We start from the raw sequence: 18614 nt of genomic DNA on the forward strand, positions 1-18614 counted from the left end.
TTACAGCTTGTTACCAGCCCCTATTCTCTCCGACTTTTCCTCCGTTGTCATTGACTTGTTTATTATTTAAAATCAGAAAAACAATTTTTATGAGAACGATTCACCTTTTCGTAGCTATTGCTTTTTTAGAAGCCTGTACTTCCGCCCCCAACAAATCAGCAACTGAAACCGTAAAAACGGCTGATTCCACTCCTTCTAAACGGGAAATGCTAACGTACCCCTACAAAGCAGCATACTCTTCGGATTTTGAAATCGGCGATCCTAAAAATGCGCAAACAGTACTCGAACTATACAAAAACTGGGACGCCAACACTGTTGACAATTCAAAGAGTTCTTTCGCAGAAACTGACACCATGTATTTTTCCGACGGCAGTATGTTTGCCGGCAACAGAGATAGCCTCTTTGTTGTTGCGAATAAGATGAGAGGACAGATGGGCACCGTTGTTAATTCTATCCATGCGTGGTTACCGATCAAAAGCAAGGATAGGCAAGAAAATTGGGTAATAATATGGACCAGGGAGACCTCAACAGACGCCAAAGGAAAAACGACCGCGAAGGAACTACAGGAAACATGGAGGCTTGATGAAAATGGGAAAATCAACTTACTGTATCAATATATGCAACTTCCGCCCAAAATGATGGCATCATCACCAGCAAAAAAGAAATAGTATTTGTTTTTTATCAGATTGGCAATGCCCCATTGATCAAACGCAATACGGTATAGCATTTAAGGCCAGTGACGGTTAGCACAATTTAATCATTCTGTTGCTAACCTCAACGCTCACTTTTCTATCGTTACTTATCTTTTCACACACTTACTACTAAAAACAAAAAACCTTGTAGAATCAGCTTCTACAAGGTTTTAATTACGTCAGCGTATTTACTTTTACTCTCTTTCGTGATCCCCTTGGGATTTCCGATCTATTTCCTAGTCTTACCGCAGATCACTTAAACACGTTCTAAAACGTTGATTTTAAGCATTCTGCAACAGCAAATCGCTTTTCTACTTCTTAACTTTATTAAGGTTGGCCCCACTTTAATAGACTAAAAAATAGACTAGTTATGCTGTTACCTCTTAAATTAGTATGCAAAAGTAGCAAGATTAGGCGCGATGGTACAAGCCTTATTTTTATCCAGTATTGCTACAACTCCGACAAAAGAACATTGTTAAACACTGAAATCGCTATCCCTCCCGCCTATTGGAAAAGATCACGGATAGCGGCAAACCTACCAGAAATATTTGGCGATCCCGAAGCACTCAACAAAAAACTTAAAGCCATGCTACGTGTGGTTGAGGATATTATATCCCATGCGGTGCAAAAGAAAATAATAGACGTGCTGGCCTTCGTCAAAAGCATTTTTAAACCTGACCTAAACCCCGCAACCCTTTCCCCTATGGCGGAAAAGGTTGCAGACAGGCAGCCGGAAACAAACCTGGACTTTTACTTTCAGATAGATGATTACATAAAATGCAAGACCAATAAGGTTACGCCTGGCATGTTGCGGGTTTATAAAAACATGAAAGACCACCTACAGGCTTATCAGGACTATCGTAAGGCCATTATTACCTTTAACAGCCTTGACTTTAATTTCTATGAGGGACTGGTCGACTTCCTGACATTTGAATATATCCAGCGTAGGCGCAAGGCCGTTACAAAGGGCCTCAAAACAGCCACAGTAGGCAAAACGATTAAACAGCTCCGTATATTCGTCCGGGATAGGGTACGCCGTAAAATCATCCCTCCTATTGACTTATCGGATTTTAAAATACTGAATGAAGATTCGGACGCTATATACCTTTCATGGAAGGAGATAAACCAGATATATAATACTGACCTGACGGATTTCCCCTCCCTCCTTCCCTATCGTGATTTATTTGTTTTGGGATACCTTACCGGGCTTCGGTTTTCAGATTTTTCCAATATCAAGCCAGAAGATATACGGGAAGGTATGCTCCGGAAAAAGCAGGGAAAATCGGACTACTGGGTAGTAATTCCCCTAATGGACGTGGCTAATGAGATCCTTATAAATCGCTTCCAAAAGGTAATCCCTATCGTAAACAACCCGGATTTCAATGTAAATATTAAAGAAATTGGCCGACTGGCGGGCATTTGCGAGACTGTCAAGTTCTCCTATAAGAAAGGGAATTCCTAAAGGTTCTGCTCCTACCAACAGCCCTTAAATAGATGTGACAACTCACAAACGGAGAATTATTTTTATTTTTTGAGGATTCAAAAAAAATCCTAATTTCAATTGTTAATCCGAATATTTCTTTACAACCCAATAATTGCTTATGGAAACGTACTTCAGAATAACACCAACAACATAATTTTTTATTAACCTCTAATTTTTGTCGAGCATGCAGAAAAAGTTATCCCTTATCGCCATAATCCTGGCGAGTTCACTTTTTGTTTTGCATTCGTGTACCAAGCAGGACAAGATTGAAAACAAAAAGTCTGACCCGCAAAAGGAATTAATTCAGGCAGCTAAAATTTTTTATGAATCCTCCTCCCATGCATCATTAAATATTGCCTGGGACCATCCAATTTTCTCCAGCGATCTAAAACGTGTATCCTTCCCGCTTATTTGGACAGCCACATTTGAAATCCCACTAAAAGCCTATAGGCGATTGGTAATTAGTCAGGATGGGAAAAAGAAGCTCTCAGGTGAAATTATAGAAGCTATACCAACAGCGAGTTATTTTAACACTCATCCCAAAGGAATTAATAATGCTGACTTTGAAGGCACATTAGGCGCATATGATTTTGAGATGAAATTTAAACATGCTATTTACTATGAGAAGGGAATAATGAAATACAAAAGCGAAATCAAAACCTTTCCATCTAAAAAAGCATATACGCAAACACCTAAAACAGAAGCCTGCTATTCTGTACAAGCAACTTACTATCAAAATGGAGTATATGGTGTAGTATCCTATTACTATTGTGATCAAACTGTGGGAGGGCCAGTAGGTGGTGGAGAATCAGGGCAGGATTCCGGAGACAGAGGAGGACCTTCAATAGACAGATACGATAAAGCTGATCCAGAGTGGGATGGAGGAGCCACCCCACCTCCGACTATCACCGATATAAAGAAAGATCAGGTACATGACCCTTGCCTTTCCGCAGCACTTAACCTTGCATTGTCAAGGGGATTACAAAACGAAATTACAAATGCCTTTAATGACCTATTCTCTGGACTAGATGGAATCACACTCACATTTTTAGATGGGCCTCTTCCCAAACCAACTGCGGGAACCACCGCGGCTGTTGGCCGGTTTGATATAGAAATCACACTGGATAATTCAACTTTGCCTAAATATGCTCAGGAAGACATAGTAGCTACAATTTTGCATGAAGCGATACACGCAATGTATGATGCAAAAGGATTAGAATCCGGCGCAAACAAATTCACTTTTTCTGAGTATATACAACACAATCTTATGGCTGATAGGTACGTATCGAAAATAGCTACTGCATTGCAGGAAATTTTCCCTGGACTAAATGACTATGATGCAAAAGCACTTGCTTGGGGTGGTTTGCAAAAAACCGCATCTTGGAATGCTTTAAATCCAGTTGATGCCAATAACCTTCTATTAGCAGCAGACCAGTATAACGATAAACACCTAAAAGGCACTCGTTGCAGATAATTTTTTTGTTTTCTTAATTTAAATATTTCTCAATGGCTAATTTAAAGATTTCCCAACTTTTACTTTCTCTGCTGTTTCTAAGCGCATTTACAACCGAAACTGTTCTGGGGCAGAGAAATTTACCTGGTAACAAAGAGCAACAAAAATTAATAAAAATAATTTCCAGAAATATAGAATATCCCGCAAATTTCAAAGAAAGCAAAAAAGCTATCGCCTTTTCCTTAAAATTTGTTCTGTCAGAAAAAAATAAGGTTATCCAAATTTTAAGTTCTAAAGAAACCCCTGCTGGAATGGTCAATAATATAACTGAAATGAAAACTTATGACACTATTGACTGGGCTGAAATCATTAGCAATAAGGTGGATAAGGGTACTACCTTGATTATCCCAATTACAGTTACTCCTGATGATAATGTCGAAGGTTTACCCAATTTTACGTTAGAGGAATTGAATCGTCTATTTAAATACGATAATGCAGATACTCTTGCTATTTCACTCTCTTTTATAATGCAACCCTTATCTCTGCAATATCGAGAGGCAAAAAAATAGTCCCAAGTCATACAAATCTATCAAACGACAAGTGCTAGTTATATCAGTACTTGTTGTTTGACAATGTAACATGACAAAAAACAGTTACCTACAAAGAACAACAGCGCCAATTAGTTTAAAAATTATTAAATTGGTATAGACAAGTCAACCCAAATAAAACTAAGTATACAGGAAAGGCAATTTCGCACTTCGATAGACTAACAAATAGACCAAAAACAAAAAACCCGCGCAGCGCGCAGGTTTTTTGTTTCTCCAGTGATCCCTGTGGCACAGAAATCGAACTTTTTTATTTACGATCTAAGAAAGCTAGCTGATATTTTATAATTTCTGTTCTGTTATTTAAAATTAATCCTAACTGTCAGATTAAATCGCAACTATTGCACATTAGTTCCCTATTTGGGGATAATATTCAAAACTCACTTGCAAGACATGAAATTTTGAGACCTGGATACCAGAGAGCCTTTATTTTTAATTAAAACGCATTTTGCGATAAAACAAGCTGAAATTATCCGCGTAAAAACTAACAGTTGGCAATTGTTCCCTTTAATAAATGAAAACAGGCAATATTAAGAAATTACACAGCCTATTGAGGAAGTGTGGTTTATTTACATTCGGGAAGCGATAAAAGATTATCTGTCTTCCATGAATCAGGGGCTGTCTTTACAAACTTATTCCCTCTCGGTGATGTCTCTCGCTGTAAGTATGCTCTATTACCGAACAGATCTGTAACATATGCAACCCCCCCAGTCGAAATCCAATCATATATCTGGATCCGAGTAGAAACGCCTTTTGCATTGGTATCTTCATTTACCCATCCTAATTCACGAATAGCCGTATATGGATTTTCATGAACCCCTTCATCTTTCCTAATACATGTAATTCTAACTGCCATATTAAATTTTATTTTTCTGGGCTAACAACCCCAAAAATATAGAAATTTCCTTAAACTTATAACTAATACCTAACTTCTAAACATATTTAAAAATTTCTAAATATTTTATCAAACATTCACTGGTACATGCATATTGGCTGAATTCTGCAATTATATTTTTTTTACTTTGATTTATTTGCACGCCTGTTTTTTTCCTAAACCTGCCGCCAGGTTTGTTATATTCAATTTTAATTGCTTCAACAATACTATATAAAAAGTCTATTTCAAATTTACCCCTAAAAATCTTTTGCCGATTCTCACTCTTGAATTTTCCAATCTTTAACTCCACATCTTCCTCGGAAACATCAATAGCTTCAGGAAATAAAGTCTTTATTTTACTTAAATCATAGTTTGCGACAATTTGATCAAGATTGATCACAGGAATGATAGAATTTAGGCTAAAACTACTTAAGTTCACTCGTTCTTTTGAATCAACTGATGATTTTTCTCTTTGGCAAGCTAACCAAGCATTAAAGAAAGTGGTTTTTTCATGAAACTCATTCTGCCTTGCGATAAAAAGTTCATTCAGTAATTGAAAGGCATCATCACTTTCATTGTAACCGAATTCAATTTTAATAAGTCTAATAAAAGCCTGCAAGGTCGTATAAAAATTTTCAACTGAATAAACAGGCGTTTCATATACTTCATCAGCTATTTCTATCGGTGGGTCAAAGTCTCTATCAACAAAGTATAATAATTTCACAGATTTATATTCATCCTTACCTGATACCAAAGATTTAAATCTTAATACTTCCTTCTTTCCCTCACAGTTTAAGACAATTATATTCTCTGGTTTATATTTTGTCGTCTCTTCAATTCTTTTAAAATAGTATTTCGCATCATCCCCTTCAAAACAACAGAAAACACCATCTTTATAGTAAGCTTTCATTCTTGTAAACGCCGTAAAAATCACTGTAGCTCCTTTTCGATTCTCTCTTAATGATTCTACACTCATATCGATAGTTATAGATTATAGGGTTCCTTTAATCTGGCTGCTTAAAACTAGTTGTAGTTACAAACTTACTTATATCTTCCGCATATTCATCAAGGTCATTATCAAAAATGAATGGCGAATGAGTAACTGACAACAGCAGTTTGCATTTTTGCGATTTTAAAATATCTGGCAGTAATTTCTTTTGCCATTCCATAGATAGCGACAACTCTGGCTCATCAAAAAGAACGATTATATTATTGTGTTCATTAAAAAAAATCTTTGCAAATAATGAAATGATTTGCTTTTCCCCTGAAGACAATTTTTTCAAATGAATAGGCTTTTCGCCTCCGTCCTGTATTACACTTATAGTTACTTTGCTCTCATCATAAACCATTTTCTTTCCATGCAAGTAGCCATTACATGTAGCTTCAAACATTTTAATAGAATTGTCAACTTCTCTCTGTTGATCATATATTTTTATAAGCTTTGATAAGAAATTGTGCAAGTACTTATAGTTTTTATCATTTGATATTTCATTTGTTTTGACTAACTCAACTATACGTTCCTTATTTGATTGGCTAATATTTGCGCCAACTCGCTCCAAAATAATATTCAAATTTTCAAGCACGATTACCTTCTCATTGTCGACGCCGGGATTATTATCAAGATATTCACTTAGCATTTCACCTGTTATTTCGGAGAATCCTAATATTGCCGAGTTCTTAATACTCTCTATTACTCTGTTGAGCGTAATAATAACGTCCTCCATACCAAACTGAATCAATCGAGAATCATCATGAGGTATCTTTACTTCATCAAGCGCTCCCAATTTGCTTAATTCCTCTTCAATTCTTCTGTAAGTTGGAAAATAAAGTACCTCTGCATCTATTTCTTTACGAATCGTCAATTTAGCATCCTCAAGCCTAGCAAATTTACCCGAAAAGTTGGATGTTAATATTTTCTTAATGATATAAGATGGATACTCCAACTTTTCTGCCAGCCTATTTATCAACTCCAAAAATTCCTTACCCGATTTATATCCTTCCTTTACACCTATGTTAGCCACAAGCTCCCTTTCATACTCACTTAAATTCCGTGTAATTAATCCAATAACCTTCAAGTCCTGTCTATATCGAATATTCTCCTCATCATCTACCACATCTAGGTCCTCTTTATCAATTTCAATCCTTTTACCTGTATTGAACTCAATGATTATCTTTTGAAATTCTAATAATCGGAGCTTTGAAAATTTGCAAGTCAAAGTGTAATATAAAGCATTTAAAATAGTGGTTTTCCCTATCCCATTTTCACCTATAAAAATCTTAAAGTTAGAATCGAATGGAATTGTAATTGTTCGATCGTTGAATAGGGATTCAATCTTAAAATACTTTATGTTATGTTCTTTTGTTAAGGGATCCATGCATTATTGGAATTACATTTATTAAAAAGATCCTAATACCACAGATGCGATATAGGAAACTGACTTTGATCCATCAATTTACACAAATTCTCCAATACTTTAACTATCATTTTACATCATCTCCTAGCTGACACAACTTTACAGCCGAATGAGATACCATCCCTAGAAAAACCGGAAATAGTAAGATGCTAGCAGATGGCTCATTTGAGTGAAATGATATTGTTGTTAACTCAATAAAATTGATTGCCATTGACTTACTTTCCTAGTCCAATAAATTTCAAGGCTTCGATTTTGAAGGTCTGTTTGGATCGTTTCCTAAACCCTAAATGCTCTACAGGTAACCTTTATCGAAAAAACATTTACTAAACGGAGGAATAGTCTAAATCCTAACACAGGATTTAGGCTATTCCGCAAAAGAGGGATTCTATTTCGCATTCCTCTCGATTCTCTTTAATAAATATCCAAATATTTCCTCTAAATAGTACTACTCCCCACAGTCCTTTGATATAGAAATCGCGGTATCTCTCATTCCTCTTTTTAGACAAAAGATTGACCCTTGTAGATAGGTTCAAATCTTGCAACACCCTTCCACGTTAAATATCCATGGCCCTTTGAAAATAACTGGGGCTTTTAAAAAGCCGCTGAGAAAGCAGCGGCTCCCAAATCTACACGATCCTTCAAAACTATTATTTACCATCCTACAAATCCAACATTGAGCTTTCCAATTCCCCTCTAACCTCTTCTGCAATCTCGCAAATCTTACCCTTTTCAGCATTACTCAACACAGAAACTACCCTACCGTTTTCAATTCTATCCCCACTCCTAACCTTCCTATAAAAAGTAGGAACGCTATAATTACACTCTTCACAAACCCGCTCTCTAAAACGTATAGCACTCGCGGTAAATGCGCTATGAAGCTTATTCAATACATTCATATCGTTACCCATAAATCAATGTTTTATTGTTTGAAAATTGAGTTGCCATATAAATACGCGTCTCTATATCGAGATCGTAAACCGCTAGGAAAAAAGACCTAAAATAACATGCTCCAAACTCCACCCTTACTGTATTCAGAAAGCACTCTTGCTGATTTATAAGTATCTCCACATACTCATCGATCGTTTCATTCAGTTCATGCTGACCAACAACGGAAGCAAATTCCGCTAAATCATCCAATGATTCCGCCAGTTGGATACACAAAACCTCATTCAAGTCCCGAGCTTCAGCCTTAATCAGCGCATCCCGAACAGTAAAAACCGCTCTCGCTGTTGCAATGAAGAAATTGGTCAGTGACATAAAATGATCCCTTTTATCTGATGACCAGGCGTCCGCTTCTTTGCTGCTTATCACTTTGCTTAACTGACACCAACAAAGCTCAATGAACCCTCTTTCAGAGCCATAAGGGGTAATTCTCTTTAGAACTGCTAATAAACTTTCCATAATAAATACTTTTAAAACTTGGTTTAACAATGCATATCTATCCGGTTTAAGCCAAACAAATCCCCTTTCGGATCAGGCGATCCGATTATCAATTCCTTATGATCTAGCTTGATTTCTCTATTAGTCAGTGGGCGCACAGTAGGGTCAAAACAAAAAGCGCAGGCCCAACATTACCCGTCTTGGAGGCCCTGAGAAGCCTTAGGGAACGAGTAAGTGGGCCCACGCATAGCATGGGCTATTCACTTATCGTCCTCATTCCCTTTAGAATTTCTCAGGTTCCCAAGATGAGGATTAAGCGAAAGCCTTAATAACATTAAGGGTTCGCGAAAATACTCATTATTAAATGAATACTTTCAATGCAAAGATAAGAATTCTTTTTAACAATTTGTGTTATAAACCAGATTTTTTATAAGATTTTTCGACCACTTTACTCGCTCAATATGATCGAAATGACTACAGATAGATATTCAGAAGAACTTATTAAACTCGGTGAACATATTCGCAAATTAAGAAAGGAGCGCAAACTAACGCAGCTAGATCTTGAAGTCAGATCAGGAATCGACAATGGCGATATTAGCCGGATTGAGAATGGACAAAAGAACATAGAGTTTCATTCGATTGTGAAATTGGCTGTTGCACTTGACGTCGAATTGTACCAATTTTTCCCAAGAAAATGATCCAATCTATCATTCTTTCAAAAAGCATTTTTGAAATGTAACTTCTCATTTGCACTCTCATTTTATCTCTAAACCTGATTTTAACCTCTTTAAAATTTGTTGGGGTTAAAAATATTTTCACTCCCAAACAAGACTTTCTATAAGGTACCTTCATCCATATTCTAATGCTATTTTCACTTCTTTAATTCTCAACCCGCCGACTTCGGAGGCAAGGGTAATGTCAGGTTGTGATACAACCTGTAATCTTGCAGATTTTTGCGAAGCTGTAAATCTCAAAAAAAGTGGTTGCAATGCAATCCAGCATTTTATGCGCCCAAGGAACTGAAAACCAATAGGGAAAAGGCTTTCGCACACCTTCCCTATGACAAATGACAAAAACTATCAATTTACCACCATTGTTTGAAACCCCTGCCGGGGGGCGCAGGGGGCGCGGCAGCAGCGCCCCCGCATATAACCATTCTCAGTGATCCAAACAACTACTTCATTTCGTATATTCGTTGTTCATCCTTATTCACGGGAGAAAAAGTGTCGTTGATTTAAAGTGAAATGTGTTATGGAAAAGTTGACCCCAAAAATGGCAGTGGACCTACTGCGCAAAGAAGGCTTAAACATCACGTTAGAAGAAGCCGAAGAAATTCTGATTGTAATCTACATTTTGGCAGAGATTGCCGTTAACCAAATTTTACGTCATGAGAATTGCTGACTTATACATTCGCGTTAGTACAGATGAACAGGCTGATAAAGGTTATTCCCAACGTAACCAGGAAGAAGTACTACGCAGATATTGTGACATGAATTACATTCAGGTTCGTAAAGTGGTTTATGAAGATCATTCTGCAAAAACTTTTAATCGTCCTGCATGGACAAAACTATTAGCAGACTTACGGAAGAGCAAAGGCAAATCCGATTTGATCATCTTCACAAAATGGGATCGATTCAGTCGCAACGCCGGGGATGCCTACCAGATGATTAACCAACTAAGGAGCTTAGGCGTAGAACCACAGGCAATAGAACAGCCGCTCGACATGTCCATTCCTGAAAACAAGATTATGCTGGCGGTATATCTGGCAACGCCAGAAGTAGAGAACGACCGTAGGGCGTTAAATGTATTCCACGGAATGCGCCGGGCAAAAAAAGAAGGACGATGGATGGGAACGGCTCCAATCGGATATAAAAACAGGACGATGGAAAATGGTGATAAGTACATCGGCCCCAAAGAACCGGAAGCTGGCATTATGAAATGGGTATTTCACGAGACTGCAGCCAACACGTATAACACCGAGCAAATATGGAAAACCGCCCGTCTGAAAGGCTTAAAATGCAGCAAGAATAATTTCTGGATGGCGATCCGTAACCCAGTGTATTGTGGCAAAATCCATGTTCCCAAATACAAGGACGAAGAAAGCATGTTTGTGCAAGGCAAGCATCTGGCGATTATCTCCGAGGCGCTGTATTACAAAGTCCAGCAAGTACTCGACGGAAGAAGAAAGAAACAACGGACAAAAACCGTCGTTGACGAAATGCTACCTCTAAGAGGTTTTCTTGTCTGCCCTAAATGCGGAAAGATGCTTACCGGCAGTGCATCAAAAGGACACACTAAACATTATCATTACTACCATTGCGTTTCTTCTTGTGGAAGCCGTTACAAAGCAGACAAAGCCAATGAGCTATTTGCCACTGAAATAAAAAAGTATGTCCCCCGCCCTGCTTTCCGGGAAATATATAATCAAGCTATTCTCTTCGCCTTCAAATCTCAAACAAAAACTAACTACAACGAAAGGAAACAACTTCTAAACACAATAGACGCTTTATCCGATCAAATCAAGGAAGCCAGAAACTTACTCTTCTCCAAAGAAATTGATCCCGCTGATTATAGGGAAAGCAAGGCTGACTATGAAAGACAGATATCAGAACTCGAAGCACGTCTGTCCGAAGTACCACAAAACAATCATAATATCGAAGGCATTGTAAGCAAGGCAATGGAAATCCTTTGCCAGTTGGACATCCTGTATAACAACGGCACCATTGAAGAAAAAAGAAAGATCATCAGATCAATATTCCCCGAAAAATTAATTTTTGACGGAACACATTATCGAACTACAAGAATAAATGAAGCGGCTAATTTAATATACGCGCTGGAGCAGCGTTTGAGCCAAAAAGAAAAAGGGACAAACCTTTCTGAAAAAGATTTGTCCCTTATCGTGATCCCCTTGGGACTCGAACCCAAGACCCATACATTAAAAGTGTATTGCTCTACCAACTGAGCTAGGGAATCATTCACCCCGTTTTTGTTTAACGGAGTGCAAAGATAGTAATTTCTAAATTACTTCCAAATTCATTTTTAATTATTTATCTAAAAAACATTTCTGATATATATAAAACGTCCCTATGGTGCGGCATTAAACTTCGCATCCAGCAACTTCATGAAATACCCTCCCACTACGCTCCTCGCCTGAAATCCGACCATTTTCCCATCCGTAGTTTCATGCCAGTCGCTGAGTGGAACACGTGTAGTCGTTTGCGTTATATATGTATATAAAGGCGCCACAAAAGCCTTGAAATCATCATCGTTGCTGGCGAGTACCGCGCTCCACATAATCCAGTCCGATTTGGTATAAGTTTTACGGCTGTCGAGTGGTAAGCCGAATTTTTGCTGGTGAGCGAGATAGAAATCTATTTCCTTCTTATATACGGATGCAGGAAAGAGATGGAAGTTCAGCACTTTATCCCATACCATGTTGTATTTCTGGCTCCATGTGTTTTTACTTTCGAAAGCAAGACTAAAATGGTCGCCATCATCAGCGAGCTTAGTCCAGGCGGCGGCCATTTCTTTGGCGGCGTTTTCGTATTTATCTGCAACGGCTGTTTGCCCCGACATACGTGCCAGCATGGCATAGGCACGGATACCGGCAATAGCTTTGAGCGAAAGGTTGGTATTGCGCGCCAGGTGTCCAGCAAAATCATCGGTACATAATTGGTTAGCGGGATCGAAGCCTTCTTTCATCAGGTAGTCTGCCCAGGTGGTAAGGGTAGCCCAATGTTTTTGGGCGTAGTTGGCGTTGCCTTCTGCCCGGGCGATGGCGCCGGCGAGTACCAGCATATTACCAGATTCTTCTACCGGCATACCTTCCCCATAGGCCTGACCGTTAGCCAGCGGATAGGTACCCAGGTCGTGTGCTGCATATGGTTTTGTGTATTGGCCGCTTTCAGAGAAATAGAAGATGCCGTTCATCATTCCTTTCAACAGGTCGGGGTTGTAGAGCAAGTATAAAGGCGCGGAAGGATAAGTAATATCTACGGTGTTGATGCAACCATTACTGAAATTTTCTTTAGAGAGAAACAGGATATCTCCCTGTGGACTCGTAGCCAGTTTATGTGCGGAGATAGACTGCCGGTAGGCCAGCTCGCAGAGTTTGGCATAAGACTCACCACCGGCTTTCAGGGCGTCATTATGTAGTTGTGTATTGAAATGGTGGCAACGATCAATAATAGAAGCGTAATCACGATATGCCGCATTCAACTGCTTATCGATGGTTTGGGTGGCATCATTTTTCCACCATGCCTTCAGGTTGGTATTAAAGTATTGCAGGGCATAAAGGTCATCGTAACCGAGGAGAAACAGTTGTTCTTTGGGCATGCTGTTAACGGCGCCCAGGTTCACGACAGTACTCAACATCAGCTCTTTGTCGGCCCTGGTATTGCTGATGGTAGTGCCATTTACAAATAGTTGTGTGGCGTCCGCAGCAGGACTAATATATTGTTGCGGATGCGAGGCTGTAGGTGCGGCCACGTACATGTAACCCCAGTCGATGCGCAGGTCATCGCCTTTCTTTTGCAGGACGGGCTGTTCTTTCGTGCCGGCCTTTAAAACAGATAATTGACCGGAGGTATACTTTGCGGTGGTAACAGCCTGGGAGGGAACGTTTACGCATACACTGGAAGAGGCGCCGAAGTATACGGCTACCTGGTGAGTGGCGTTATCATTAGCGGCTACCTGGTAGGAAATATAGGATACAGGCCTGGAGATCAGGTTCAGGTCGTCCATCAGTAAAGGCGAAGTGAAAGTGAGGGTCAGGTTTACAGGACCACAGGTGAAATCGTAGGCCGTTTGGGTGGCGTTGAGACGCAGGGCGGTTTGAGTACCTTTCGCTATTCCTTTTATTCCGGGAACCGCCACCAGGCGGGATAGGCCGGCATCCAGGAAGGCGCCACCAGCGGTATTGAGAATATGAACCGCCAATACATTCCCTTTGGGCTTTAACTTATTTTTTACGGCATCTGGGACAGGGTGATAAATGTATTTATTCAGCCAGCCTTCTAAGCTATATATCTCTTCTCCGTTGAGGTATACTTTTATGTTATCATCATGAGATATCTTTAAAAATAAGGTGGCAGATGATAAGTCTCCGGCATCGAATGTTCTCCTGGTCCATAGGTCATGGGAATGCCATGGCGTGCCCTCCTGGCCATCATTGTCGCTAAACGGCGCCCGCCCCGTTTTCCAGGCATTGTCATCGTACGCTGGCTGCATCCAGTCGTTGCCCGGGTCTGTTTCTGTATATTTCACCTGGTAGTTTTTCTCCTCGCTGGTGGGCAGTACAGTCTGGTATTGCTGTGCGTTTTGTCCCAATACACGATAAGTAACCCCATCTACCTTCACAAAACCGGTAAGTGATTGTGTAGTACCTGTCCAGTGCCTGGTGGGACTGCTATTCAGTTCATCCGTGGGAGACCAGATACTGAAATAAGGATCATGTGTGATCAATGGATAGGCCGGCGCCTGTTGTTGTGCGGCTACACTACTGCCTAAGCCAAGCAGTGCTAAGCATAAAAATGTTCTGAACATAACGGGATTTAAAGCAATTAAGCGTATAAAGTACAATTATTGAATTTATTACATTTTTTTGAAAGCAGAAAGCATAAAGCGGAAAGCAAAAAGCTATTTTAGCGATTGACAAAGGCAAATAAGTAATTAAATATTCGCTCCTGTCAATCGCTAAAATAGCTTTTTGCTTTCCGCTTTATGCTTTCTGCTCAAAAAAAAGCGCAGACCCTGCCAACGCCTTGGAGGCCCTGAGAAGCCTTGTCAGTACGTTTTTCAGATCTACGCGTATCTTAAATTAATTTAATTCGACACAAGTAAGGAGCGCAAAAATACACTTTTACATCAAATTCTGCATTAAATCTTCCAACTATCCGGGAAACAGCACAAACCATTCCGGCTTAGACCGGATCAACACCGCGATACCCCAAATCAGTAGCGCCATTCCCAGGGCGCCCCAGGCACGCTTGTTTTTCCAGTTCCAGCCAAACAACGTAGGCAATTCCCAGTATTTGATCAATACATATACCAGTAAGCCTCCGAGGCCTGCCCAGGTAAATAATAACAGCCTTAATTGCGCTCCAGCCAATACCACGGCAAAAAGAAAAATCAAGGTCACCAATTGCAGCCACCAGTAGTTTTTGCCGTCACTATGCAACACATCTGCTATGGATATCAGCAACAAAGCGCTGATCAGGCAGACAGTAAGTGTCAGCAAGGCTTCCCGCGGCACTACCGGCCACTGTAACATGACCACCCATACCACTAAGGAAACCACGATGTAAGCGACAGCACGCCGGTCTTTGGCACGTAGCCGCTCATAGGTGAATGGCAGCAACACGCGGCTCAGCAACGCTTCCATTTTGCGTAAAAAGGGCAATGCATATAATCCTATCATCGCCGGTACAACCAGCTCATAACGATACCACACATCCGGGCATACCCGGGTGATCCCCAATATCAATGCCGCTGTAAACAATGCCGGCAGGGATACATACAAAAATGCGTGCTTCGCCGTATGATATTGATCAAAACAATCCTTGATAACATTGAAGTAGTCCTTTACCTCATATCTACGTGTAAGGATGGCCGTTAGCTGCGCCCAAATCAGCAGCAATCCCAAATGGATCATTACGGTGCGTACCTCAATACTGCCCATCCGCGGCCCAAAATACACACCGGCCAGGCCGGCGATAAACAATTCCCAGGTGAGCATCCGGGGCGAAAATAACCAGCGGAACACCGGGGAAAGGTACTGCAGTAGCCTACGCCACAACGTAGGTAAATATCTTCCCAACAACTGTATAATAGCAAAAGCACCTACCAGGGCAGCTAATCCCAACAACAACCGGGATGCGGTAAACACTCCCCACAACGCCTGTAAGCGCGAGGGCCGCTTCATGGTATAACTCAATTCCGTATTCGCCAGCAGCTCAGTCGCCAGCACTTTCCCCTGCTCCGGCGAAAGGCTTCCCAACTCCGGCTGATGCTGCCGCCAGAAACTATCTGCCACCGCAGGTCCCGCCCAATTATTTAACGTGCCATACTGATACAGTAATGTATGCTGCTCCCTTGTCAGGGAGGCTAATATCTTTGCCAGCGCTGCATCCGTGGCAAAAGCTGCGGGGGCAATGGTTAACAGTAACAACAATATTTTTATCATGCGCATGCTCAAAAATAAAGAATTACGAATTACGAATTACGGCTTTGTGGGAAGATAGTAAACGCGAATATTATCTACGCGTATATCTCCCCACAAAGCCGTAATTCGTAATTCGTAATTCGTAATTTCTTCTACAGTCCCGCTCCGAACCAACTATCCGGCACCGGTTGCAGTTTGCTGCCATTCACACTGTACTCTACTTTAAGGGTATATCCCCCTCCTCCTTCTACAAATGCCAGCTTCACGGGATGCCAGCCTTTCTCCAATGCTACTTGTCCGCTCTTCTGGAAAGGTGCATGCCATCCATCGTTGTTCACTACTTCCTGGTCATCGATATATAAGATACCGCCGTCATCGACGGTTACATAGAAACTATAAATGCCGGTGGCAGGTATATTGATGTAACCCTGTATGCGGGCGCCGAAAGGGCCACCGCCTTTGCCCATCCCTTCCGGGATCACCAGGTTATTGACGCGGACAGAGCTATCTGATTGCGCTTTTATTTTAGTAACACTCTTAAAGGCGCCGGTGTAATAATCCAGTTTCAGGCCAGGGCGGGCGTCTTTTACAACGGTAGGCTGCCGGTAAGCTTCCTGCCGGTAGCGCAGCGTATAAATAACTCCCCGGTTGCCGGCAGGACTGAAAGCCGCCAGCTTAATGGTTTGCGGGGTGTTGATGGTATATTGCGCCGGTAACACGCTGCTGTTTTCTGTTGGAATACTGCCATCAGTAGTATAGCGGATAGTCATTTCCGTTAATGGTTTCTTCACTTCCAGGATAGCTTTATCTACAAATACATTATCTTCTGTAAACCCGTCCAGGTCTGGTAAACGGTAATGCACACCCAGCATATCCAGGCGCCTGTATTGTTCGTTCAGGCGTTGCAGGTAGTTATCGTAGTTATTTTTATTGGTCCACAACACTTCTGCGAGCGCAGTCATACGCGGCATAAACATATAATCAGCGCGCTTTTCAGAAGGAATATATTCCGTCCAAACATTGGCCTGTGCGCCTATAATATGTTTGCCTTCTTCTTCGCTTAATCCTTTAGGAACAGGCTGGAAGTGATACACATTATACAGGGAGTTGCGATCGGGTGTACCATCGAAGTAGAGCGGATTACCAGGTGTCATGATCACGGTGTTGCCGTGTCTGGCAGCTTTTATGGGGGCGTCTGGCACCCAGGAGCGCCAGTACATCAGTACTGCCGTAGGACTGATCCCTCCTTCCAGGATTTCATCCCAGCCAATCAGGGTTTTACCTTTGGAGTTAAAGAATTTCTCCATGCGCTTTACAAAATAGCTTTGCAGCTCTTCCACCGTTTTCAGGTGGTTGGCCTTCATTACTTCCGCACAGGCCGGGGAAGCCGCCCAGCTGGTTTTCTCTACTTCATCGGCGCCAAGATGAATATATTTCGATGGAAATAAAGCGGCGATTTCGGTGAATACATCCTCAGCAAACGCAAAGGTAGATTCGTTACAGGGACAGATAGGTGTAGAAAAGGTTTTGCCCCAGCCTATTTCACCGCTGCAGGCCAGGAAAGGATACTGGCGGATAGCGGCCATCATATGACCAGGCATGTCTATTTCAGGAATGATTTCGATGTGCCGGGCAGCGGCATAACGGATGATATCCTTCATTTGTTCCTGCGTATAAAAGCCACCATACAAGGTTTTACCATCTTTATGAATGATGTGTGAAGTATCTATCGCCATATCCGGGTTGGTCACTGCTTTTTCCATACAAACAGAGTCCTGGTTGTTAAACTCGCGCCAGGCGCCCTGCGAAGTCAGTAATGGATACTTTTTTATTTCGATGCGCCAGCCCTGATCGTCGGTTAAGTGCAGGTGCAGCTTATTCATTTTGTATAACGCCAGCAGGTCGATGTATTTTTTGAGATAATCTACCGAGAAGAAATGACGCGACACATCGAGGTGCATGCCACGCCAGGCATATACAGGATGGTCTTTGAGTTGCATCGCCGGCAGTTCAATTGTCTTCAGATCCGGTGTACGCGGGTCTTCTATGGAAGCCGGCATCAATTGCCGCAAGGTTTGGATAGCCCGGAAAAAGCCAGCCGGCGATTTTGCGGTCATCAGTACTTGTGTATTGCTGATATCGAGAGTATAGTCCTCCTCTCCTGCCAATGATGGATTTTGGCGCAATACGATGGCGCCTTTCGATACTTTGGTGGCGGTAGGCAATGGCTTGCCCAATGCCTGCGTCAGCAGCGCTTCCAGTTGTGCCGTTTCTATAATAAATGGCGATGGATTGGCAGGCAATACCAGTTTGGTGGCCGGTGTAATCACAAAAGTGCCGGATTGGGGCACCAATTGTTGCGGCCAGGGGATAATGGGGTAGCGCGACGACTGCGCAAAAGTAACCTGAAGCAGCAAACATAAAGCTGCCGCTAACCAACATTGTTTCCTCATAATAATCTCGTTAAAGCATGATTCCAAAGGGCAAACGTAATAAGAATCAACCCGTTAACCTAATGCGATCTTCTCCATTACTGTAGTAAAATTGACCC

13 protein-coding genes, 1 tRNA gene and 1 pseudogene are annotated in these 18614 nt (G+C 41.3%); 7 read left to right on the top strand and 8 right to left on the bottom strand.

All coding sequences use genetic code 11. The features are described from left to right. Nucleotides 1–89 precede the first annotated feature (89 nt). From AC5ZC7_RS14560 to AC5ZC7_RS14575, 4 genes are all read left to right on the top strand, one after another. On the top strand, nucleotides 90–668 hold the full coding sequence (locus AC5ZC7_RS14560; protein ID WP_496162383.1) for a hypothetical protein: 579 nt from the start codon (nucleotides 90–92) through the stop codon (nucleotides 666–668). A 610-nt stretch (nucleotides 669–1278) separates the two neighbouring features. Continuing rightward, the gene (locus AC5ZC7_RS14565; protein ID WP_496162382.1) at nucleotides 1279–2154 is read left to right on the top strand and encodes a phage integrase SAM-like domain-containing protein; all 876 of its coding nucleotides are present in this window, start codon (nucleotides 1279–1281) and stop codon (nucleotides 2152–2154) included. A 205-nt stretch (nucleotides 2155–2359) separates the two neighbouring features. Next, complete coding sequence (locus AC5ZC7_RS14570) at nucleotides 2360–3649, top strand: hypothetical protein (protein ID WP_496162381.1); 1290 nt, start codon at nucleotides 2360–2362, stop codon at nucleotides 3647–3649. 32 nt (nucleotides 3650–3681) lie between these two features. Then, nucleotides 3682–4197, top strand: coding sequence for a hypothetical protein (locus AC5ZC7_RS14575; RefSeq protein ID WP_496162380.1), 516 nt, complete (start codon nucleotides 3682–3684; stop codon nucleotides 4195–4197). A gap of 601 nt (nucleotides 4198–4798) precedes the next feature. On the opposite strand, the gene AC5ZC7_RS14580 is transcribed toward AC5ZC7_RS14575, so the two are convergent. The 4 genes from AC5ZC7_RS14580 to AC5ZC7_RS14595 form a co-directional block, all read right to left on the bottom strand. Then, a complete protein-coding gene (locus AC5ZC7_RS14580; protein WP_496162379.1) occupies nucleotides 4799–5089 on the bottom strand; it encodes a DUF3892 domain-containing protein in 291 nt (96 codons plus the stop codon). A 76-nt stretch (nucleotides 5090–5165) separates the two neighbouring features. After that, a complete protein-coding gene (locus AC5ZC7_RS14585) occupies nucleotides 5166–6083 on the bottom strand; it encodes a DUF4435 domain-containing protein (RefSeq protein WP_496162378.1) in 918 nt (305 codons plus the stop codon). Nucleotides 6084–6111: 28 nt separating this feature from the next. Continuing rightward, nucleotides 6112–7482 (bottom strand): AAA family ATPase, encoded by a 1371-nt coding sequence (locus AC5ZC7_RS14590; RefSeq protein ID WP_496162377.1) that lies wholly within the window; start codon nucleotides 7480–7482, stop codon nucleotides 6112–6114. A 939-nt stretch (nucleotides 7483–8421) separates the two neighbouring features. Further along, nucleotides 8422–8922, bottom strand: a complete 501-nt coding sequence (locus AC5ZC7_RS14595) for a hypothetical protein (protein ID WP_496162376.1) — start codon at nucleotides 8920–8922, stop codon at nucleotides 8422–8424. Nucleotides 8923–9371: 449 nt separating this feature from the next. Here AC5ZC7_RS14595 and AC5ZC7_RS14600 point away from each other — a divergent pair, with 449 nt between their 5' ends. The 3 genes and pseudogenes from AC5ZC7_RS14600 to AC5ZC7_RS14610 form a co-directional block, all read left to right on the top strand. Further along, a complete protein-coding gene (locus AC5ZC7_RS14600) occupies nucleotides 9372–9599 on the top strand; it encodes a helix-turn-helix domain-containing protein (RefSeq protein ID WP_511911563.1) in 228 nt (75 codons plus the stop codon). Nucleotides 9600–10152: 553 nt separating this feature from the next. Beyond that, the gene (locus AC5ZC7_RS14605; RefSeq protein WP_496162374.1) at nucleotides 10153–10302 is read left to right on the top strand and encodes a hypothetical protein; all 150 of its coding nucleotides are present in this window, start codon (nucleotides 10153–10155) and stop codon (nucleotides 10300–10302) included. Beyond that, nucleotides 10289–11224: pseudogene (locus AC5ZC7_RS14610) on the top strand (recombinase family protein); the annotation flags it as partial. The gene AC5ZC7_RS14605 and the pseudogene AC5ZC7_RS14610, both read left to right, overlap by 14 nt. A 577-nt stretch (nucleotides 11225–11801) precedes the next feature. Here AC5ZC7_RS14610 and AC5ZC7_RS14615 read toward each other — a convergent pair. The 4 genes from AC5ZC7_RS14615 to AC5ZC7_RS14630 all read right to left on the bottom strand — a co-directional run bounded on the left by AC5ZC7_RS14615 (nucleotide 11802) and on the right by AC5ZC7_RS14630 (nucleotide 18516). Next, nucleotides 11802–11874, bottom strand: a tRNA-Lys gene (locus AC5ZC7_RS14615). Nucleotides 11875–11985: 111 nt separating this feature from the next. Next, nucleotides 11986–14445 carry a glutaminase domain-containing protein gene (locus AC5ZC7_RS14620; protein WP_496162373.1) on the bottom strand — a complete coding sequence of 820 codons (2460 nt, stop codon included), beginning with the start codon at nucleotides 14443–14445 and terminating at the stop codon, nucleotides 11986–11988. Between the two features lie 346 nt (nucleotides 14446–14791). After that, nucleotides 14792–16090 carry a hypothetical protein gene (locus AC5ZC7_RS14625; RefSeq protein ID WP_511911564.1) on the bottom strand — a complete coding sequence of 433 codons (1299 nt, stop codon included), beginning with the start codon at nucleotides 16088–16090 and terminating at the stop codon, nucleotides 14792–14794. Between the two features lie 125 nt (nucleotides 16091–16215). Then, nucleotides 16216–18516: a family 20 glycosylhydrolase gene (locus AC5ZC7_RS14630; RefSeq protein ID WP_496162371.1), complete on the bottom strand. Its 2301-nt coding sequence runs from the start codon at nucleotides 18514–18516 to the stop codon at nucleotides 16216–16218. Nucleotides 18517–18614: the final 98 nt, after the last annotated feature.

The organism is Chitinophaga sp. 9-1-y, from assembly GCF_059511905.2.

Excerpts from the sequence above, each read along its gene's own strand:
- AC5ZC7_RS14600 (WP_511911563.1), top strand. The coding sequence starts at position 9,372 with ATGACTACAGATAGATATTCAGAAGAACTTATTAAACTCGGTGAACAT.
- AC5ZC7_RS14570 (WP_496162381.1), top strand. The coding sequence starts at position 2,360 with ATGCAGAAAAAGTTATCCCTTATCGCCATAATCCTGGCGAGTTCACTT.
- AC5ZC7_RS14595 (WP_496162376.1), bottom strand. The coding sequence starts at position 8,922 with ATGGAAAGTTTATTAGCAGTTCTAAAGAGAATTACCCCTTATGGCTCT.
- AC5ZC7_RS14625 (WP_511911564.1), bottom strand. The coding sequence starts at position 16,090 with ATGCGCATGATAAAAATATTGTTGTTACTGTTAACCATTGCCCCCGCA.
- AC5ZC7_RS14580 (WP_496162379.1), bottom strand. The coding sequence starts at position 5,089 with ATGGCAGTTAGAATTACATGTATTAGGAAAGATGAAGGGGTTCATGAA.
- AC5ZC7_RS14560 (WP_496162383.1), top strand. The coding sequence starts at position 90 with ATGAGAACGATTCACCTTTTCGTAGCTATTGCTTTTTTAGAAGCCTGT.
- AC5ZC7_RS14565 (WP_496162382.1), top strand. The coding sequence starts at position 1,279 with ATGCTACGTGTGGTTGAGGATATTATATCCCATGCGGTGCAAAAGAAA.
- AC5ZC7_RS14620 (WP_496162373.1), bottom strand. The coding sequence starts at position 14,445 with ATGTTCAGAACATTTTTATGCTTAGCACTGCTTGGCTTAGGCAGTAGT.
- AC5ZC7_RS14630 (WP_496162371.1), bottom strand. The coding sequence starts at position 18,516 with ATGAGGAAACAATGTTGGTTAGCGGCAGCTTTATGTTTGCTGCTTCAG.
- AC5ZC7_RS14585 (WP_496162378.1), bottom strand. The coding sequence starts at position 6,083 with ATGAGTGTAGAATCATTAAGAGAGAATCGAAAAGGAGCTACAGTGATT.
- AC5ZC7_RS14575 (WP_496162380.1), top strand. The coding sequence starts at position 3,682 with ATGGCTAATTTAAAGATTTCCCAACTTTTACTTTCTCTGCTGTTTCTA.
- AC5ZC7_RS14590 (WP_496162377.1), bottom strand. The coding sequence starts at position 7,482 with ATGGATCCCTTAACAAAAGAACATAACATAAAGTATTTTAAGATTGAA.
- AC5ZC7_RS14605 (WP_496162374.1), top strand. The coding sequence starts at position 10,153 with ATGGAAAAGTTGACCCCAAAAATGGCAGTGGACCTACTGCGCAAAGAA.